Annotated in this window: 13 protein-coding genes; 2 read left to right on the top strand and 11 right to left on the bottom strand. The window is 72.6% G+C overall.

Going from position 1 to position 14,835, the window contains the following annotated elements:
* Position 1: 1 nt before the first annotated feature.
* The 6 genes from ACZ49J_RS08835 to pdhA all read right to left on the bottom strand — a co-directional run bounded on the left by ACZ49J_RS08835 (position 2) and on the right by pdhA (position 7,164).
* The gene (locus ACZ49J_RS08835; RefSeq protein WP_467446825.1) at positions 2-1,099 is read right to left on the bottom strand and encodes a potassium channel family protein; all 1,098 of its coding nucleotides are present in this window, start codon (positions 1,097-1,099) and stop codon (positions 2-4) included.
* A 76-nt stretch (positions 1,100-1,175) separates the two neighbouring features.
* The gene (locus ACZ49J_RS08830; protein WP_467446823.1) at positions 1,176-2,558 is read right to left on the bottom strand and encodes a molybdopterin molybdotransferase MoeA; all 1,383 of its coding nucleotides are present in this window, start codon (positions 2,556-2,558) and stop codon (positions 1,176-1,178) included.
* Positions 2,555-3,472: an NTP transferase domain-containing protein gene (locus ACZ49J_RS08825; RefSeq protein ID WP_467446822.1), complete on the bottom strand. Its 918-nt coding sequence runs from the start codon at positions 3,470-3,472 to the stop codon at positions 2,555-2,557. Before ACZ49J_RS08825 ends, ACZ49J_RS08830 begins: the two co-directional genes overlap by 4 nt.
* A gap of 25 nt (positions 3,473-3,497) precedes the next feature.
* Positions 3,498-5,021, bottom strand: a complete 1,524-nt coding sequence (locus ACZ49J_RS08820) for a dihydrolipoamide acetyltransferase family protein (RefSeq protein WP_467446821.1) — start codon at positions 5,019-5,021, stop codon at positions 3,498-3,500.
* The gene (locus ACZ49J_RS08815) at positions 5,021-6,025 is read right to left on the bottom strand and encodes an alpha-ketoacid dehydrogenase subunit beta (protein ID WP_467446820.1); all 1,005 of its coding nucleotides are present in this window, start codon (positions 6,023-6,025) and stop codon (positions 5,021-5,023) included. Before ACZ49J_RS08815 ends, ACZ49J_RS08820 begins: the two co-directional genes overlap by 1 nt.
* Complete coding sequence (gene pdhA, locus ACZ49J_RS08810) at positions 6,025-7,164, bottom strand: pyruvate dehydrogenase (acetyl-transferring) E1 component subunit alpha (RefSeq protein ID WP_467446819.1); 1,140 nt, start codon at positions 7,162-7,164, stop codon at positions 6,025-6,027. Before pdhA ends, ACZ49J_RS08815 begins: the two co-directional genes overlap by 1 nt.
* 188 nt (positions 7,165-7,352) lie before the next feature.
* Between pdhA and ACZ49J_RS08805 the strand changes: the two genes are divergently transcribed.
* Complete coding sequence (locus ACZ49J_RS08805; protein WP_467447198.1) at positions 7,353-7,838, top strand: Lrp/AsnC family transcriptional regulator; 486 nt, start codon at positions 7,353-7,355, stop codon at positions 7,836-7,838.
* A 64-nt stretch (positions 7,839-7,902) separates the two neighbouring features.
* On the opposite strand, the gene ACZ49J_RS08800 is transcribed toward ACZ49J_RS08805, so the two are convergent.
* The gene (locus ACZ49J_RS08800; RefSeq protein WP_467446817.1) at positions 7,903-8,490 is read right to left on the bottom strand and encodes a TetR/AcrR family transcriptional regulator; all 588 of its coding nucleotides are present in this window, start codon (positions 8,488-8,490) and stop codon (positions 7,903-7,905) included.
* Positions 8,487-10,004: a 3-hydroxyacyl-CoA dehydrogenase gene (locus tag ACZ49J_RS08795; protein WP_467446816.1), complete on the bottom strand. Its 1,518-nt coding sequence runs from the start codon at positions 10,002-10,004 to the stop codon at positions 8,487-8,489. Before ACZ49J_RS08795 ends, ACZ49J_RS08800 begins: the two co-directional genes overlap by 4 nt.
* A 168-nt stretch (positions 10,005-10,172) precedes the next feature.
* On the opposite strand from ACZ49J_RS08795, the gene paaN reads away from it, so the two are divergent.
* On the top strand, positions 10,173-11,879 hold the full coding sequence (gene paaN / locus ACZ49J_RS08790; protein ID WP_467446815.1) for a phenylacetic acid degradation protein PaaN: 1,707 nt from the start codon (positions 10,173-10,175) through the stop codon (positions 11,877-11,879).
* 7 nt (positions 11,880-11,886) lie between these two features.
* Here paaN and ACZ49J_RS08785 read toward each other — a convergent pair whose 3' ends face one another.
* The 3 genes from ACZ49J_RS08785 to ACZ49J_RS08775 are packed head-to-tail and all read right to left on the bottom strand — an operon-like array spanning position 11,887 to position 14,782.
* Positions 11,887-12,681: a TrmH family RNA methyltransferase gene (locus ACZ49J_RS08785; protein ID WP_467446813.1), complete on the bottom strand. Its 795-nt coding sequence runs from the start codon at positions 12,679-12,681 to the stop codon at positions 11,887-11,889.
* Entirely contained in the window at positions 12,678-13,943 is a 1,266-nt protein-coding gene (locus tag ACZ49J_RS08780; protein WP_467446812.1) for an HTTM domain-containing protein, read from the bottom strand. Before ACZ49J_RS08780 ends, ACZ49J_RS08785 begins: the two co-directional genes overlap by 4 nt.
* On the bottom strand, positions 13,940-14,782 hold the full coding sequence (locus tag ACZ49J_RS08775; protein ID WP_467447197.1) for a DUF5819 family protein: 843 nt from the start codon (positions 14,780-14,782) through the stop codon (positions 13,940-13,942). Before ACZ49J_RS08775 ends, ACZ49J_RS08780 begins: the two co-directional genes overlap by 4 nt.
* Between the last annotated feature and the right edge of the window lie 53 nt (positions 14,783-14,835).

The raw sequence follows: 14,835 nt of genomic DNA, 5'->3' as shown, positions 1-14,835 counted from the left end.
GTCAGTCCTGGGGCAGTGGCCGCATGTCGGGTGCGACCTTGGTGCTCGGAGTGGCCCGGACAATGGTGATGAGCCGGTCCGTCAGCCGGAGTTCGCCCACGGACGGGTCGTCGTAGCCGAGCACCCGGTGCCCGCGTACGACACTGATCACCAGGTCGCCGATCTCCCTGACGCGGCTTCCCACCTCGGCCTTTATGACCGGCCTTTCGACGATGTCCAGCCCGCTGCCCTGCTGGATGAGGTCCTCCATGACCATGCCCGCGGCCGGGCTGAGCACCGACAGCCCGAGCAGACGTCCGGCGGCGCTGGCACTGGTGATGACCACGTCGGCACCGGACTGCTTCAGCAGCGGCGCGTTCTCCTCTTCCCGTACGGCGACCACGATCTTCGCCGAGCGGTTCAGCTGCCGGGCCGTGAGCACGACGAGGACCGCGGTGTCGTCCCGCTGCGTGGCGACGATGATCTGCCGTGCCCTTTGCAACTCGGCCCGCAGCAGTACGTCACTGCGGGTGGCGTCCCCCACGACCCCCGCGTACCCGTCGGCCGCCGCGGCTTCGACCACCTTGGAGCTGGGGTCCACGACGACGACCTGCTCCTTCTTGAGCCCCTGCGCGCAGACGGTCTGGATGGCCGACCGCCCCTTCGTGCCGAAACCGACAACAACGGTGTGTTCCCTCAAGGCCGCCCTCCAGCGGTTCTGTCGCCATTCCTCACGTGTGCGCTCCGTGAGGACCTCGAGCGTGGTACCGACCAGGATGATCAGGAACAGCACGCGCAGGGGTGTGATCACGAAGATGTTGGTGAGCCGGGCGGCGTCACTGACCGGGGTGATGTCGCCGTAACCGGTCGTGGAGAGCGTGACCGTCGCGTAGTAGAAGGAGTCGAGGAGGTCGACACCGCCATCGGAGTTGTCCGTGTAGCCGTCGTGGTCGGCATAGACGATGAAGGCGGTCGCGACCAGCACGAACAAGGCCATCGCCAGCCGCTTGCCGACCTGCCGTATCGGGCGCTCGATGGCGCGCTTCGGAATCTTTACCTGGTGAGTCACGAGACGCTCGTCCGCCTGCCGAGCGATCACGTCCTGGCCCGGAAGTTTCACGTGAAACGCTCTCCGATCCCCGATGCGGTATCCACAATCCCCGATGCGGTCTCCACGATCCCGCGCATTCTCCGTTTCACGTGAAACACACCTGAATTCCCGCCGTCGTCCACGGCAGGTCGAGAAGCTCAAGCTCCTGTCCGGGACGGCCACCACCCGGCGGCACGACGGCCAGGGCGTCGGCGGCGGCGATACCACGCAGCATGGCGGGACCGTTGTAGTGCAGCGGTAGGGCCTGGTCGGCGCGGAGGGCGACCGGGACGAGCCGGGTGTCGCGCGGATGACCGTGCACGGCGTCCTTGAGGGGCATCCCGTACGACTCCGGTGCGGCACGTCCCGCGAGGGTCCGCAGCAGGGGCTCGGCAAGGGTGAGCAGGCCGGAGACCGCCGCCAGGGGGTTGCCGGGGAGCCCGACGAGGTGCTGGTTCTCCCGCGTCCTGGCCAGGAGCATCGGGTGGCCCGGACGGACCTGGACTCCGTCCACGAGGAGTTCGGCGCCCAGGCGGCGCAGCGTGGGGTGGACGTGGTCGACGGGGCCCGAGGCGGTGCCGCCGGTGGTGACGATCAGGTCGGCGGGGGAGCTCTTCAGGGCTTCGTACAGGGCGTCGGCGTCGTCCCGGATCCTGCGGACGGTCAGGACCTCGGCGCCGAGCGCACGGAGCCAGGGCGGCAGCATGGGGCCGAGCGCGTCCCGGATCAGTCCGTCGTGCGGGCGGCCCTCGGTGAGCAACTCGTCCCCGAGGACAAGGACTTCGACCTGCGGGCGGCGGACGACGGAGAGCGTGTCGTAGCCGGCTGCCGCCGCCAGCCCGAGCACCGCCGGGGTGATCAGGGTGCCGAGGGGCAGAAGCTGGTCACCGCTGCGGCACTCCTGGCCGCGCGGCCGGATGTCCTGCCCCGGGGCGACCTCCCGGGTCGGGTACAGCCGGGCGCCGTCGTCGGCGCGGCCGTGCTCACTGCGCAGGACGGCTGTGGTGTCCTGCGGGACCCGAGCGCCGGTGGCGATACGGACGGCCTCGCCGTCGGTGAGGGGCTCGGGACGCGCCTGCCCTGCCAGCACCCCGTTCTCACGTACCTCCCAGGGGCCGGGTCCCGCGACCGCCCAGCCGTCCATCGCGGACGTGTCGAAGGACGGCAGGTCGGTGAGTGCCGTGAGGGGGGCGGCGAGGACCAGGCCGAGTGCGTCGTCGAGAGTGACGGAGACGGGAGTCCGGCGCCGCACCGAACGGGCGGCACGTTCGGCGAGGGCCCGTGCCTCAGGCCAGGGCGTGCCGCCGTGGCGCGTGTCCTTGGCGGAGTGCGATGCCTGGGGGGTGTGCGGTGCCTGGGCGGCGGGCGGAGAGGGCGACGGGGCGGGCGGTGACGGAGTGGACGGCATGCCGGAAGGACGGCCGCCCCTGTCGTTCACCATGGCCAGCGTCTCCTCCACGTCGAGTTCTTCGGCGTCCCGGGGGGTCATCCGGCGTCCGGTTCGGCGTCGGGCGTGTCCTCGTCCGCCCAGCGGAGGGCCAGGGCGGCGGCCTTGCGGGCGGCCTCGGCGACCGCCTCCGGTCCTCCCCCGGCGCGGGCCGCGGCGTACCCGACGAGGAACGTGGTCAGCGGCGCCGCGGGCCGGGCCACTCCGTGCGCGGCGTCGCGGGCGAGGTCGAGCAGGGTGCCCGTGTCGACGTCGAGGTCGATACCCAGCTCGTCCTTGACTGTGGAAATCCATTCATCCAACACGTTCCCATGCTCCCTGATACGTTCCCGGGCGGCGGCGATGTCCTCCCAGGTGTCGCAGTCGAACGACGCGACGGGGTCGGCGATGCGGGTCAGCTTGAGCGCGCCGGTGAGCCGCCGCAGGGGCAGCCCGGTGAGGCCGCCGTACTCGGCGGTGAGCGCGGTGAGTTCGCGCCGCAGCGCGGCGGCCCGGTACGCGGCGACAAGAGGCTGGTCGCGGCCATCGGGGTCGGTGATCAGCACACCCTCGGACCCGTGCGTTCCGAGAGCGTCCACCAGCCGCCGTACCGTCGCCTCCTCCAGGAACGGCAGATCGGCGGAGAGCACGAGGACGTACGACGCGGTGGTGCGGCGCAGACCGGCCTCCAGCGCGGCGAGCGGGCCGCCGCCGGGCGGGTCCTCGCGGGCCCACACCACGGGCCGCGCGGTCGCCCGGGGCTCGGCCACGACCACCGTGGTTCCGCCACCGGCGCACGCGGCCAGCACGCGGTCGAGCAGTGCCCGGCCGCCCACGCTCACGCCGGGCTTGTCCGCGCCGCCGAGCCGCCTGGCGGCGCCCCCGGCGAGCACGACGGCGTCGTACACGGTCCGGGGAGCGCCGTACGCATCGTCGGCGGCGGGCTGCGGCCGGCCTTGGGGGTCGTGGGCGGTCACCCTCCGAGTATGCGTGCCGCGGCGATCACAGGGAACGCAGGAGTACCGCCGGCTGTTCTACGCAGTCCGCCACATACCGCAGGAAACCGCCCGCCGTACCGCCGTCGCAGACCCGGTGGTCGAAGGTGAGCGAGAGCTGCACGACCTGCCGCACCGCCAGCTCACCCTGGTGCACCCAGGGCTTGGGGACGATGCGGCCGACGCCGAGCATGGCCGCCTCGGGGTGGTTGATGATCGGCGTGGAGCCGTCGACGCCGAACACCCCGTAGTTGTTGAGGGTGAAGGTCCCGCCGGTGAGCTCCGCGGGAGTGAGGGTCCCGGCACGTGCCGCCTCGGTCAGCCGCGCGAACTCGGCGGTGAGCGACTCCGCGTCCCGGTCGTGCGCGTCCCGGACGACGGGGACGACGAGCCCCCGTTCGGTCTGCGCGGCGAAACCGAGGTGCACCCGGTCGAGGCGGACGATCTCGCGGGCCGTCATGTCGACGGTGGAGTTGAGCTCGGGGAACCGGGCGAGCGCGGCGGTGCAGATCCGTGCCAGCAGGGCGAGCAGCGAGATCCTGGGCCCGGCCGTCGCGTTCATGGCGGCGCGCGCCCTCATGAGCTCCGTGGCGTCCGCGTCCACCCAGCAGGTCGCCTCGGGGATCTCTCGCCGGCTGCGGGAGAGCTTGTCTGCGACGGCGCCGCGCACTCCGCGGAGGGGGACGCGGGTGCCGGGGGAGACGGTCGCGGGCCGCCCTTGGAGCCCGGCCGGGGCAGGCGGGGCGGCGCGCTCCGCGCTCTCCGTGCGCTCCGCGCGCGGGGGCGCCGAGACGCTGGCGGTCCGGGCCGGCGCCGCCGGCATCTCCGCCCCCGGAGCGGAGGTGGCCGCCGCCCGCAGCGCGTACTCCACGTCCGCCCGCAGGATCAGCCCGTCGGGCCCGGATCCGACCAGGTCCCGCAGGTCCAGCCCGTTCTCCCGGGCGAGCCGGCGCACGAGGGGCGAGATGACCGGGACGGGGCCGTCGGGGCGCTTCGAGGCCACGGCGGGCGCGGGCGACGCGGGCGCGGACGGCGTCGGCGCCGACGGCACGTGCGCGGCCGGTTCGGCGGCCGCGGACGGCGCGGTCCCGACAGCAGAAGCGGTCTCGGCGGCAGAAGACTGGAGGGAAGCGGAAGACTCGGCGGCAGCACGACTCGCCCCGCCCGGCACGGACCCGCCCGGCACGGCTCCGCCCGGGGGCCGCACCCTTCGGCGCCGCGCCGGAGGCGCCCCCGTGCCATAGCCCACCAGCACGTTGCCCGAGCCCTGGTCGTCCTCGGCGGGCGCCCCCACGGCCACGGTCAGCAGCGGCGCCCCCACGGGCAGTTCCGTGCCCTCCTCGCCGAAGCGGGCGGTCACCACGCCCCCGTACGGGCACGGCACCTCGACCATGGCCTTGGCCGTCTCGACCTCCACCACCGGCTGGTCGACGGCGACGACGTCCCCCACCCGCACCAGCCAGCGGACGATCTCCGCCTCGGTCAGCCCCTCACCGAGGTCGGGCAGCCTGAACTCCAGCACCTGGGCCATCAGCTCTCCGCCTCCCACTGCAGACGCCCCACGGCGTCCAGGATCCGGTCGACACCGGGCAGGTGGTGCCGCTCCAGCATCGGCGGCGGGTACGGGATGTCGAACCCGGCGACACGCAGCACCGGCGCCTCCAGATAGTGGAAGCAGCGCTCCGTGACACGGGCCGCGATCTCGCCGCCCGGGCCGCCGAAGCCACCGGACTCGTGGACGACCACGGCCCGCCCGGTGCGCCGTACGGACGCGGCCACCGTGTCGTCGTCGAAGGGCACCAGGGAGCGCAGGTCGACGACTTCGAGGTCCCAGTCCTCGGCCCGCGCCGCCTCGGCCGCCTCCAGGCAGACGGGCACGGAGGGACCGTACGTGATCAGCGTGGCGCTGCGGCCGGTCCGGCGCACGACCGCGCGGCCGATGGGCTCGACCGCCTGCGGTTCCTCCGGGTTCCAGGAGTCCTTCGACCAGTACAGCCGCTTGGGTTCCAGGAAGACGACGGGGTCGTCGGAGGCGATGGCCGCGCGCAGCAGCCCGTAGGCGTCGGCGACGGTCGCGGGCGTGACGACGTGGAGCCCCGGAGTCGCCATGTAGTAGGCCTCGGAGGAGTCACTGTGGTGCTCGACGCCGCCGATTCCTCCCCCGTAGGGGACGCGGATCGTGATCGGCAGCGGCATGGCGCCCCGCGTACGGTTGCGCATGCGCGCGACGTGGCTGATCAGCTGCTCGAACGCCGGGTAGGCGAACGCGTCGAACTGCATCTCCACGACCGGCCTGAGGCCGTACATCGCCATGCCGACGGCCGTCCCGAGGATGCCCGCCTCGGCGAGCGGCGTGTCCGTGCAGCGGTCCTCGCCGAACTCCTTGGCCAGGCCGTCGGTGACCCTGAAGACACCGCCGAGCGTGCCGACGTCCTCGCCCATGACGTGGACCGTCGGGTCGGCGGCCATGGCGTCCCGCATCGCGCGCGTGAGGGCCTGGGCCATGGTGGCGGGCTTGAGGGCGACGGTGGTCATCAGCCCGTCCCTTCCGCGTCCGACGCTGCTTCGAGCTCTGCCCGCAACTGGGCCTGCTGCTCCCGCAGCTGCGATGTGGGCTCGGCGTACACATGGGCGAACAGGTCCATGGGGTCGAGCACCGGGTCCTGGTTCATGCGCTCGCGCAGGTCGGCCGCCATGGTCTCGGCGGCTTCGCGTGCGGCCCGGACGCCGTCGTCGTCGAGGAGGCCGCGCTCGGTCAACTCGTGCTCCAGCAGGGCGATCGGGTCGTGGGCGCGCCAGGTCTCGACCTCGGTGTCGCTGCGGTAGCGGGTGGCGTCGTCGGCGTTCGTGTGGGCGTCGATGCGGTACGTCACCGCCTCGACCAGCGTGGGACCGTCGCCCGCGCGCGCGTGGGCCACGGCCTCGCTGAGCACCTCGTGCACGGCCACCGCGTCGTTGCCGTCGACCAGGCGGCCCGGCATCCCGTAGCCCACGGCCTTGTGGGCCAGCGACGGGGCGGCGGTCTGCTTGGCGAGCGGGACGGAGATCGCGAAGCCGTTGTTCTGGACGAGGAAGACGACCGGGGCCTGCCACACGGCGGCGAAGTTCAGCGCCTCGTGGAAGTCGCCCTCGCTGGTGCCGCCGTCGCCGACCATGGCGAGCGCCACCACGTCGTCGCCCTTGAGGCGGGCGGCGTGCGCGAGGCCCACGGCGTGCGGGAGCTGGGTCGCGAGGGGCGTGCACAGAGGCGCGACACGGTGCTCGTGCGGGTCGTAGCCGGTGTGCCAGTCGCCGCGCAGGAGCGTGAGGGCCTCGACGGGGTCGAGTCCGCGGGCGACGGCGGCGAGGGTGTCACGGTAGCTGGGGAAGAGCCAGTCGCGCTCCTCGAGCACGAGGCCCGCGGCCACCTCACAGGCCTCCTGACCGGTGCTGGCGGGGTAGACGGCGAGCCGGCCCTGCTTGGTGAGGGCCGTGGCCTGCGCGTTGTACCGACGGCCGCGCACCAGCTCCGCGTAGAGCCGGCGCAACAGCGCGGGGTCGGCCTCGGCCGCCGCGTCGGTGCCCAGCACGCGGTGCGGCCGCGCGTCGGGCAGCAGCGGCGCGGGGTCCGTGCGGGGCTGCCAGGCGGGCGGCGGTGTCGGCCGGTACGCGCCCCGCTGCTCCATGACCGTCATACGGCACCTCCTCGTGGGAGTGGCTTCGGGCACGCCGCGGCTGTGACGCGCCTCACCTACCGATTGTTCGGTCGTCGGCACATTTTGGCTACGGGCACCGCCAGGCTGTGGACAAACGGTTCTGCACAGCCTGAGATGTACGCAGTACGTCCATGCTAGAGAGGCGGGGGGACATGACACCTGAACAAATGGCCGAGCCTGCGGAGCACGGCCCGGTGTCGCCTCCCCCTCGCCCGCTGGACGCCATAGACCAGGACATCCTGCGGATGCTCCAGGCGGACGGCCGCGCCTCGATACGTTCCGTCGCCGAGCGCGTCCACGTCTCCCGCGCCAACGCCTACGCCCGGATCAACCGCCTCCTCGATGACGGCGTGATACGCGGCTTCGGGGCGCGCGTGAACCACGAGCGCGCCGGCCAGGGCACCTCGGCCTACATCACCCTCAAGATCGTGCAGAACTCCTGGCGCACGGTCCGGGAACAGCTGAGACAGCTGCCCGGCGCCTCGCACATCGCCCTGGTGGGCGGCGACTTCGACGTCCTGCTGCTCGTGCACACCCCGGACAACCGCTCCCTGCGCGAGCTGGTGCTCACCCGCCTCCAGGCCATCCCGGAGGTCCTCAGCACGCGGACGCTGCTGGTGTTCGAGGAGGAGGACCTGGAGCCACAGGGCTGACCCGGGAGCCACAAGGCAAGCCCGGGGAGCCACAGGGCCGGCCCAGGGGCCCTGCCGGCAGCCCTCAGTCCTCGCGCAGCCCTCCGAACACCAGCTGCACCACCGCGTCGGCCACTTCCCGCTCGCCCATGCCCCGACCGTCCGGGCGGTACCACTCCACCACGGAGTTGATCATTCCGAAGACGAGCCGGGTGGCCAGCCGGACCTCGATGTCACCGCGTACGTCCCCGTCGGCGGCCGCGGCCTTGAGCAGCTCGGCGACGCGGTGGTCGAAGTCGCGGCGCCGTTCCAGGGCCCACCGCTCCGTGTCCGTGTTGCCGCGCACGCGCAGCAGCAGCGTCACGTAGGGCAGCTCGGCCGTGAGCACCTCGACCATGCGCCGCACGACGTACTCCAGGCGCTCCACCGCACGCCCCTCGCGCGCGTGCTCCTCGTCGAGGATCGCGAAGAGGCCGTCGAGCGCCCGGCTGACGGCACGCCGCAGCAGCTCCTCCTTGCCCGCCACGTGGTGGTATATCGACGACTTGGAGATACCGGCGGCCTTGGAGAGGTGCTCCATGGAGGTGCCGTCGTAGCCGCGTTCGTTGAAGACGCGGACGGCGACGGAGAGCAGCGTGTCCGGGGTGTACGTGTCGCGCTTGGCCGTGGTCATGAGGTGGTGCCCTCCCGCTTGTCCGAGGCGTACGCGTGACGATAGAGCGCGAGGGACGGCGCGTAGCGGCCCGAGGGGTCGCGCAGGTGCAGGTCGTCGAGGAGGGCGTACGCCCAGTTGCGGCCGAGCCTGCGGCTCCACTCGAAGGGGCCGAGGGGGTAGTTGACGCCGAGGCGCATCGCCGTGTCGATGTCCTCCTCCGTGGCCACGCCCTTGGCGACGGCGTCGTGCGCGAGGTCGACGATCCGGGCCACCGTGCGGGCGACGATCATTCCGGGCACGTCCCCGATGACGCTGACGTCCTTGCCGAGCGCCTGGAAGAGCCCGGTGGCCTCGGAGAGGGTCTGCGGGGAGGTGTCCTGGGAGGCGGACAGGGCTACGCGGGTGGCCTTGCGGTAGTCGAGCGCCAGGTCGAAGTACACGACGTCGCGGAACTCCACGGAGGTCTGGCCGTCCGCGAGGACCAGCTGGCCGCCGCTCGGCAGGAGGAGCCGCGTGCCGTGGTCCTCCTCGTCCTCGCGCACGCTGATGCCGGCCTCGCGGACCAGTGCGAGCAGCTCGGACGCGGGGCCCAGGTCGCCCTCGGCGACGACGTACGCGGGGGCCGGGGCCTTCTCCGCGGTGTGCGGCTCGGGGCGCTCGGCGTCGTCCCCGTAGTCGTACCAGCCGTGTCCGGTCTTGCGTCCGTGACGGCCCGACTCGACGAGCCGCCGCTGGGCCAGCGAGGGCGTGAAGCGCACGTCCTGGAAGAAGGCCTGCCACACGGAGTGCGTGACGGACTCGTTGACGTCCTGCCCGATGAGGTCGGTCAGCTCGAAGGCGCCCATCCTGAAGCCACCGCACTCACGCAGGACGGCGTCGATGGTGGCGGGATCGGCGGCCTGGGCCTCGTACACCGCGAAGGCCTCGGCGTAGAAGGGCCGTGCGATGCGGTTGACGATGAAGCCGGGCGTGTCCGCGCAGGCCACCGGCGTCTTGCCCCAGGCGCGGGCCGTCTCGTACGCGCGCGTGGCCGACGTGACGTCGGTGGCGAACCCGGAGACGACCTCCACCAGCGGCAGCAGAGGCGCCGGGTTGAAGAAGTGCAGGCCCACGAAGCGGCCCGCGTGGCGCAGGGCGCCGCCGATGGCCGTGACGGACAGGGACGAGGTGTTGGTGGCGAGCAGGCAGTCCTCGCCGACGACGTCCTCCAGCGCGCGGAACAGCTCCTGCTTCACGTCCAGCCGTTCGAGCACCGCCTCGACGACGAGCGCGCAGTCCGCGAGTTGGGCGAGGCTGTCCGCCGGGAGCAGCCTCGCCCGTGCGGCGTCCCGGTCGGCGGCGGTGAGCCGCTCCTTCTCGACGAGCCGGTCGAGGCGGGCGCCGATCGCCGCCGCCGCGTCCCGGGCCCGCCCGGGGACGGCGTCGTACAACCGCACGGAGTGGCCCGCGACCAACGCGACCTGGGCTATGCCCTGGCCCATGGTGCCGGTACCGACGACGGCCACGGGGCTGCTGAGGTCGAGTGCTGTCATGTGCGCGATCCTCCCGCACGGGGTTTTCCACAGATGCGCCGGTCCCCCTTGTCCCGACCGATCGTTCGGTTACTCTAACTCTGTCGGCATGTTTCTGCCCAGGTGTCGCCTGTTTCTGCCCAGGTCAGAGCTCAACGAAGAGTTCTTCAGACGAGGAGTTGGTCCCGCATGGCCGCCGAACTGACCGCGCCCGAGCTGATCGCCAAGCACCGGCCCACCCTCGACAAGGCGCTGGACGCGATCCGCACGCGCGCGTACTGGTCCCCGCACCCCGAGCACCCGAAGGCCTACGGCGAGAACGGCAGCCTGAGCGCCGAGGAGGGCAAGGCCGCCTTCGAGGCCCTCCTGGGCGACCGCCTGACCATCGACCAGCCCGGCACGGACGACTGGGTGGGCGGAGAGGTGTCCCCCTTCGGAATCGAACTGGGCGTGACGTACCCGCACGCGGACGTCGACGTCCTGCTGCCCGCCATGAGGGCCGGGCAGCGCGCGTGGCGCGACGCGGGCGCGCAGACGCGCGCACTGGTCTGCCTGGAGATCCTGAAAAGGATCAGCGACCGCACGCACGAGTTCGCGCACGCGGTCATGCACACCTCTGGCCAGGCCTTCATGATGGCCTTCCAGGCGGGCGGCCCGCACGCACAGGACCGCGGCCTGGAGGCGGTGGCGTACGCGTACGCGGAGCAGGTCCGCACCCCCGAGGCGGCCGAGTGGACCAAGCCCCAGGGCAAGCGCGACCCGCTCGCCCTGGACAAGCGGTTCACCCCGGTCCCGCGCGGCATCGCGCTCCTCATCGGCTGCAACACGTTCCCGACGTGGAACGGCTACCCGGGCCTGTTCGCGTCCCTGGCCACCGGCAACGCGGTACTCGTGAAGCCCCACCCGCGCGCGGTGCTGCCGCTCGCGCTCACCGCGCGGGTCGCCCGCGAGGTCCTCGCCGAGGCGGGCTTCGATCCGAACCTGGTGGCGCTCGCCGCCGAGCGCCCGGGCGAGGGCATCGCCAGGACGCTGGCCGTGCGCCCGGAGATCCGGATCATCGACTACACCGGCTCCACGTCCTTCGGCGACTGGCTGGAGGCCAACGCCCGCCAGGCCGAGGTGTACACGGAGAAGGCCGGCGTCAACACGGTGATCGTGGAGTCCACCGACAACTACAAGGGGATGCTCGCCAACCTGGCCTTCTCGCTGTCCCTCTACAGCGGCCAGATGTGCACGACCCCGCAGAACCTGCTCATCCCCCGCGACGGCATCACCACGGACGCCGGCCCCAAGTCGTACGACGAGGTGGTCGCCGACCTCGCGAAGGCCGTCGGAGGCCTCCTGGGCGACGACGCGCGCGCGAACGCCCTCCTCGGGGCGATCGTCAACCCGGACGTGAAGGCCCGCCTGGAGGCCGCGTCCGGGCTCGGCGAGGTGGCGCTCGCCTCGCGGGAGGTCGCCAACCCGGAGTTCCCGAAGGCGACGGTCCGCACCCCGGTCATCGTCAAGCTCGACGGCGCGCGGAAGTACTGGGACGGCGCCGACGAGGAGGCCCCCTATCTGAGCGAGTGCTTCGGCCCGGTCTCCTTCGCGGTGGCCGTCGACTCGGCGGCCGACGCGGTGCAGCTGCTGCGGCGGACCGTCCAGGAGAAGGGCGCGATGACGGTCGGCGCGTACACCACCTCCGAGGAGGTCGCCTCGTCGATCGAGGAGGCCTGTCTGGAGGAGTGCGCCCAGCTCTCCCTCAACCTCACCGGCGGGGTGTACGTCAACCAGACGGCCGCCTTCTCGGACTTCCACGGCTCGGGCGGCAACCCGGCGGCCAACGCGGCGCTGTGCGACGGGGCGTTCGTAGCCAACCGCTTCCGGGTCGTCGAGGTCCGCAGGGAGGTCTAGGACGGTCCTAGGAGCCCGGAGTCTTCCACGGGCCGGCCGGAGCGCCCCCTGTGGTACTCCAGTGGAACAGCGTCATGGCCACACTGGTCGCGAGGTTGTAGCTGGAGACCTGGGGGCGCATCGGCAGGGACACCAGGTGGTCGGCGCGGGCCCGCAGGGCCGCGGACAGTCCGCTGCGCTCCGAGCCGAAGGCGAGGACGGCGTCGTCCGGGATCTTCACCCCGCGGATGTCGTCGCCCTCCGGGTCCAGCGCGAACACCGGGCCGGGCGGCAGCTCCGCCACGTCCAGCCGCTCCACGGCGGTGGCGAAGTGCAGTCCGGCCCCACCGCGGACGACCGTGGGGTGCCAGGGGTCGAGCGTGCCGGTGGTGACGACCCCCGCCGCCCCGAATCCGGCCGCGAGACGAATCACCGCTCCGGCGTTGCCGAGGTTGCGCGGATTGTCGAGGACGACGACCGGAGCGGTGCGGGGGACGCGGGCCAGCACCCGCAGATTGGCCTCCCGCTGGGGCCGCACGGCCAGGGCGGCCACCGCCGTGGGGTGCGGACGGGCGACGAGGGTCGCGTAGGTCGCCTCGGGCACCTCCACCAGGAGCGCCTCAAGGGTGTCCCGTACGTCGGGAGCCAGCTCGTCGGCGAGCGCGAGCGCGGCGGCCCGGTCGGCCGTGACCGCCACCGGGATCTCGGCCCGGAAGCGCACCGCGTGCTTGAGGGCGTGGAAGCCGTCGAGCAGAACGGAGGTGTCGGTGATCCGCCGCCACGCACGTACCGGATCGTCCATGGCCCGTACCGGATGGTTCATGCCGTGAAGCCTACGTGCGGTTCCTCGGCCGGCTCCGGGGCGCGGGGCCGTTGTGTGCCCGGCCCCGGCGAGGCGCTGTCGCGGCCCGGAAGCAGCCTCCCCCGCACCAGCACGCCCCGCGGCAGCCTCCCCCGCGCGCGTGCCGCCCCGTCGCCCAGGCGCCGCAGGAACGACGTCGGCAGGAACACGGAGTCCGCGGCGATCATCGCGAGCGAGAAGAACGGCAGCCCGAGGACGACGGCGATCACGGCGTGCTCGGTGATCATCAGTCCCAGCAGGACGTTCTTGACGCGCCGGTTGAAGAGGGTGAACGGGAAGGCGACCTGCACGATGACCGTCCCGTACGTCACGAGCAGCACCAGCGTGCCGTTCGCCGACAGCAGGTCGGACAGGGCGGGCCACGGCGAGAAGTAGTCCAGGTGGAGCGGGTAGTACACCGCGGTGCCGTCCTGCCAGCGCGAGCCCTGGATCTTGTACCAGCCGGCGGTCGCGTAGATCAGACACGCCTCGGCCATGATCACGAGCAGGGCCGCGTTGTGGGTCAGGTTGGCCATGAGGTCGAGCAGGACACGGAGCTGCCCCGTGCCCCTGTACCGTCCGACGGCCCACCACAGGGCCTGCACGGCCCACAGTCCCCAGAAGACCGTCAGCCAGCCGCCCAGCAGCCCGCCGTCGATCCTGCCGACGGCCGTGGCCGCGGCCAGCAGGAGCCCGAGTGCACACCACAGGGCGGGGCCGACCCGGTCGGGGCCCGGCAGCCCTCCACGCGCGCGTGCCTCCCGCGCGCGCCTCGCCCTGCGCGCGTCCAAGGACCACACCAGTCCGCAGCGGGTGAGGACGAGGTAGATCGCCATCAGGTGGATGACGTTGTCGCCGCCGTCGCCCATGAAGATGCTGCGGTTCTGCAGCGACAGGACGCCCACCATGAACAGCACGCTCACGGTGCGGGTGCGCCAGCCCAGGAGCAGCAGAACGCAGGAGAGCACGGCCAGGGCGTAGACGATCTCGAACCACACCTGGCTGTCGGACCACATCAGGACCGTGAAGGCGCCGTTGCCCGCGATGAGCTGCTGGGCGAGGTCCCAGCTCCACGGAGCGTCGGGCCCGTACATCTCCCGCCGGTGCGGGAACTCCCGCAGCAGGAACAGCAGCCAGGTGGCGGAGAAGCCGATCCGCACGACAGCTGTCTGGTACGGGCCCAGGGCCGCGTCCGTGATCCGGGTGATGCCGCGTCCGATCGCGGCGGCGGGCCTGCCCGTCACGCGCCCGCCTCCGTCCGGTCCCGTTCGGTGACCTTCCACCAGGGCAGCTCCCGGACGACGGGCTTGTCGGACACCTGCTCCTCGCTCCACTCCGGCGGCGGCACGTTGGTGGTGCGGGAACGGACCTGGACGCTTTCGAGGACGCCGCCGGGTCCGGCCGCGTTCTCGCGTTCGAGGCGCAGCACGACGATCCGGCGCAGATAGCGCTCGGACAGATCGCCGCGCTGGCCCGCGGGGCGGTCCTCGTTGTCGTGCGAGGCGACGTAGAAGTCCCAGGCCCGGCGCAGCTCGTTCTGCCGGGTGTGGCTCGGCAGGAGGCTGCCGTCGATCGCGGCGCCGTCCATCGCGGACAGGTCGTACCAGCCGGTCGTGAGGACGCTCCCGTCCGCGGCGCGGACCTCGGCGCGGACCTGCACCGAGATGTTCTGCTGCAGCGGGTTGGGCGCGAACAGCTTCCAGTTCTGCTCGAACTCCGGGTAGACCCACTCGTCGATCGCCCGGCCGTGCGTCCTGGTGACCGTGTTCGAGGGCGCCACGTGCAGGAACACCATCCCGAGGTGCACACAGGCGCCCACCGCGACGACGGCCAGCGCGAGGGCGGCGACGATCTGGTAGGGGAGGGACAGGGCGGTTATGCCGGTGCGTTCGGGGGGCTCAGGGGGCCCAGGGGGATCGGTGCGCTCGGAGGGCTCCAGCGGCTGGGAGGACTCGGGGGATCCGAGGTGCGCTCCGTCCGTGCCGCCGCTGCTCGCGCTGTCGAGGTGGCCGCGTGTTCCGCTGCGTATGCCGCCGCCGGCCTGAAGGACCTCGGGCTCCGCCGGTCCGCCCGGCGCCGGGATGCCGGGTGCGGTGCCGGCCCGTGCACCGGCGTCCGGGCCGGGGCCAGGGCCCG

This window comes from Streptomyces sp. NPDC030840 (assembly GCF_055572015.1).
This window is presented reverse-complemented; position numbering and strand designations above follow the sequence as displayed.

What these genes read in the sequence shown, in the direction of transcription:
- ACZ49J_RS08830 (WP_467446823.1), bottom strand. Translation starts at nt 2,558, where the DNA reads ATGACCCCCCGGGACGCCGAAGAACTCGACGTGGAGGAGACGCTGGCC.
- ACZ49J_RS08820 (WP_467446821.1), bottom strand. Translation starts at nt 5,021, where the DNA reads ATGGCCCAGGTGCTGGAGTTCAGGCTGCCCGACCTCGGTGAGGGGCTG.
- ACZ49J_RS08815 (WP_467446820.1), bottom strand. Translation starts at nt 6,025, where the DNA reads ATGACCACCGTCGCCCTCAAGCCCGCCACCATGGCCCAGGCCCTCACG.
- pdhA (WP_467446819.1), bottom strand. Translation starts at nt 7,164, where the DNA reads ATGACGGTCATGGAGCAGCGGGGCGCGTACCGGCCGACACCGCCGCCC.
- ACZ49J_RS08805 (WP_467447198.1), top strand. Translation starts at nt 7,353, where the DNA reads ATGGCCGAGCCTGCGGAGCACGGCCCGGTGTCGCCTCCCCCTCGCCCG.
- ACZ49J_RS08800 (WP_467446817.1), bottom strand. Translation starts at nt 8,490, where the DNA reads ATGACCACGGCCAAGCGCGACACGTACACCCCGGACACGCTGCTCTCC.
- ACZ49J_RS08795 (WP_467446816.1), bottom strand. Translation starts at nt 10,004, where the DNA reads ATGACAGCACTCGACCTCAGCAGCCCCGTGGCCGTCGTCGGTACCGGC.
- paaN (WP_467446815.1), top strand. Translation starts at nt 10,173, where the DNA reads ATGGCCGCCGAACTGACCGCGCCCGAGCTGATCGCCAAGCACCGGCCC.
- ACZ49J_RS08785 (WP_467446813.1), bottom strand. Translation starts at nt 12,681, where the DNA reads ATGAACCATCCGGTACGGGCCATGGACGATCCGGTACGTGCGTGGCGG.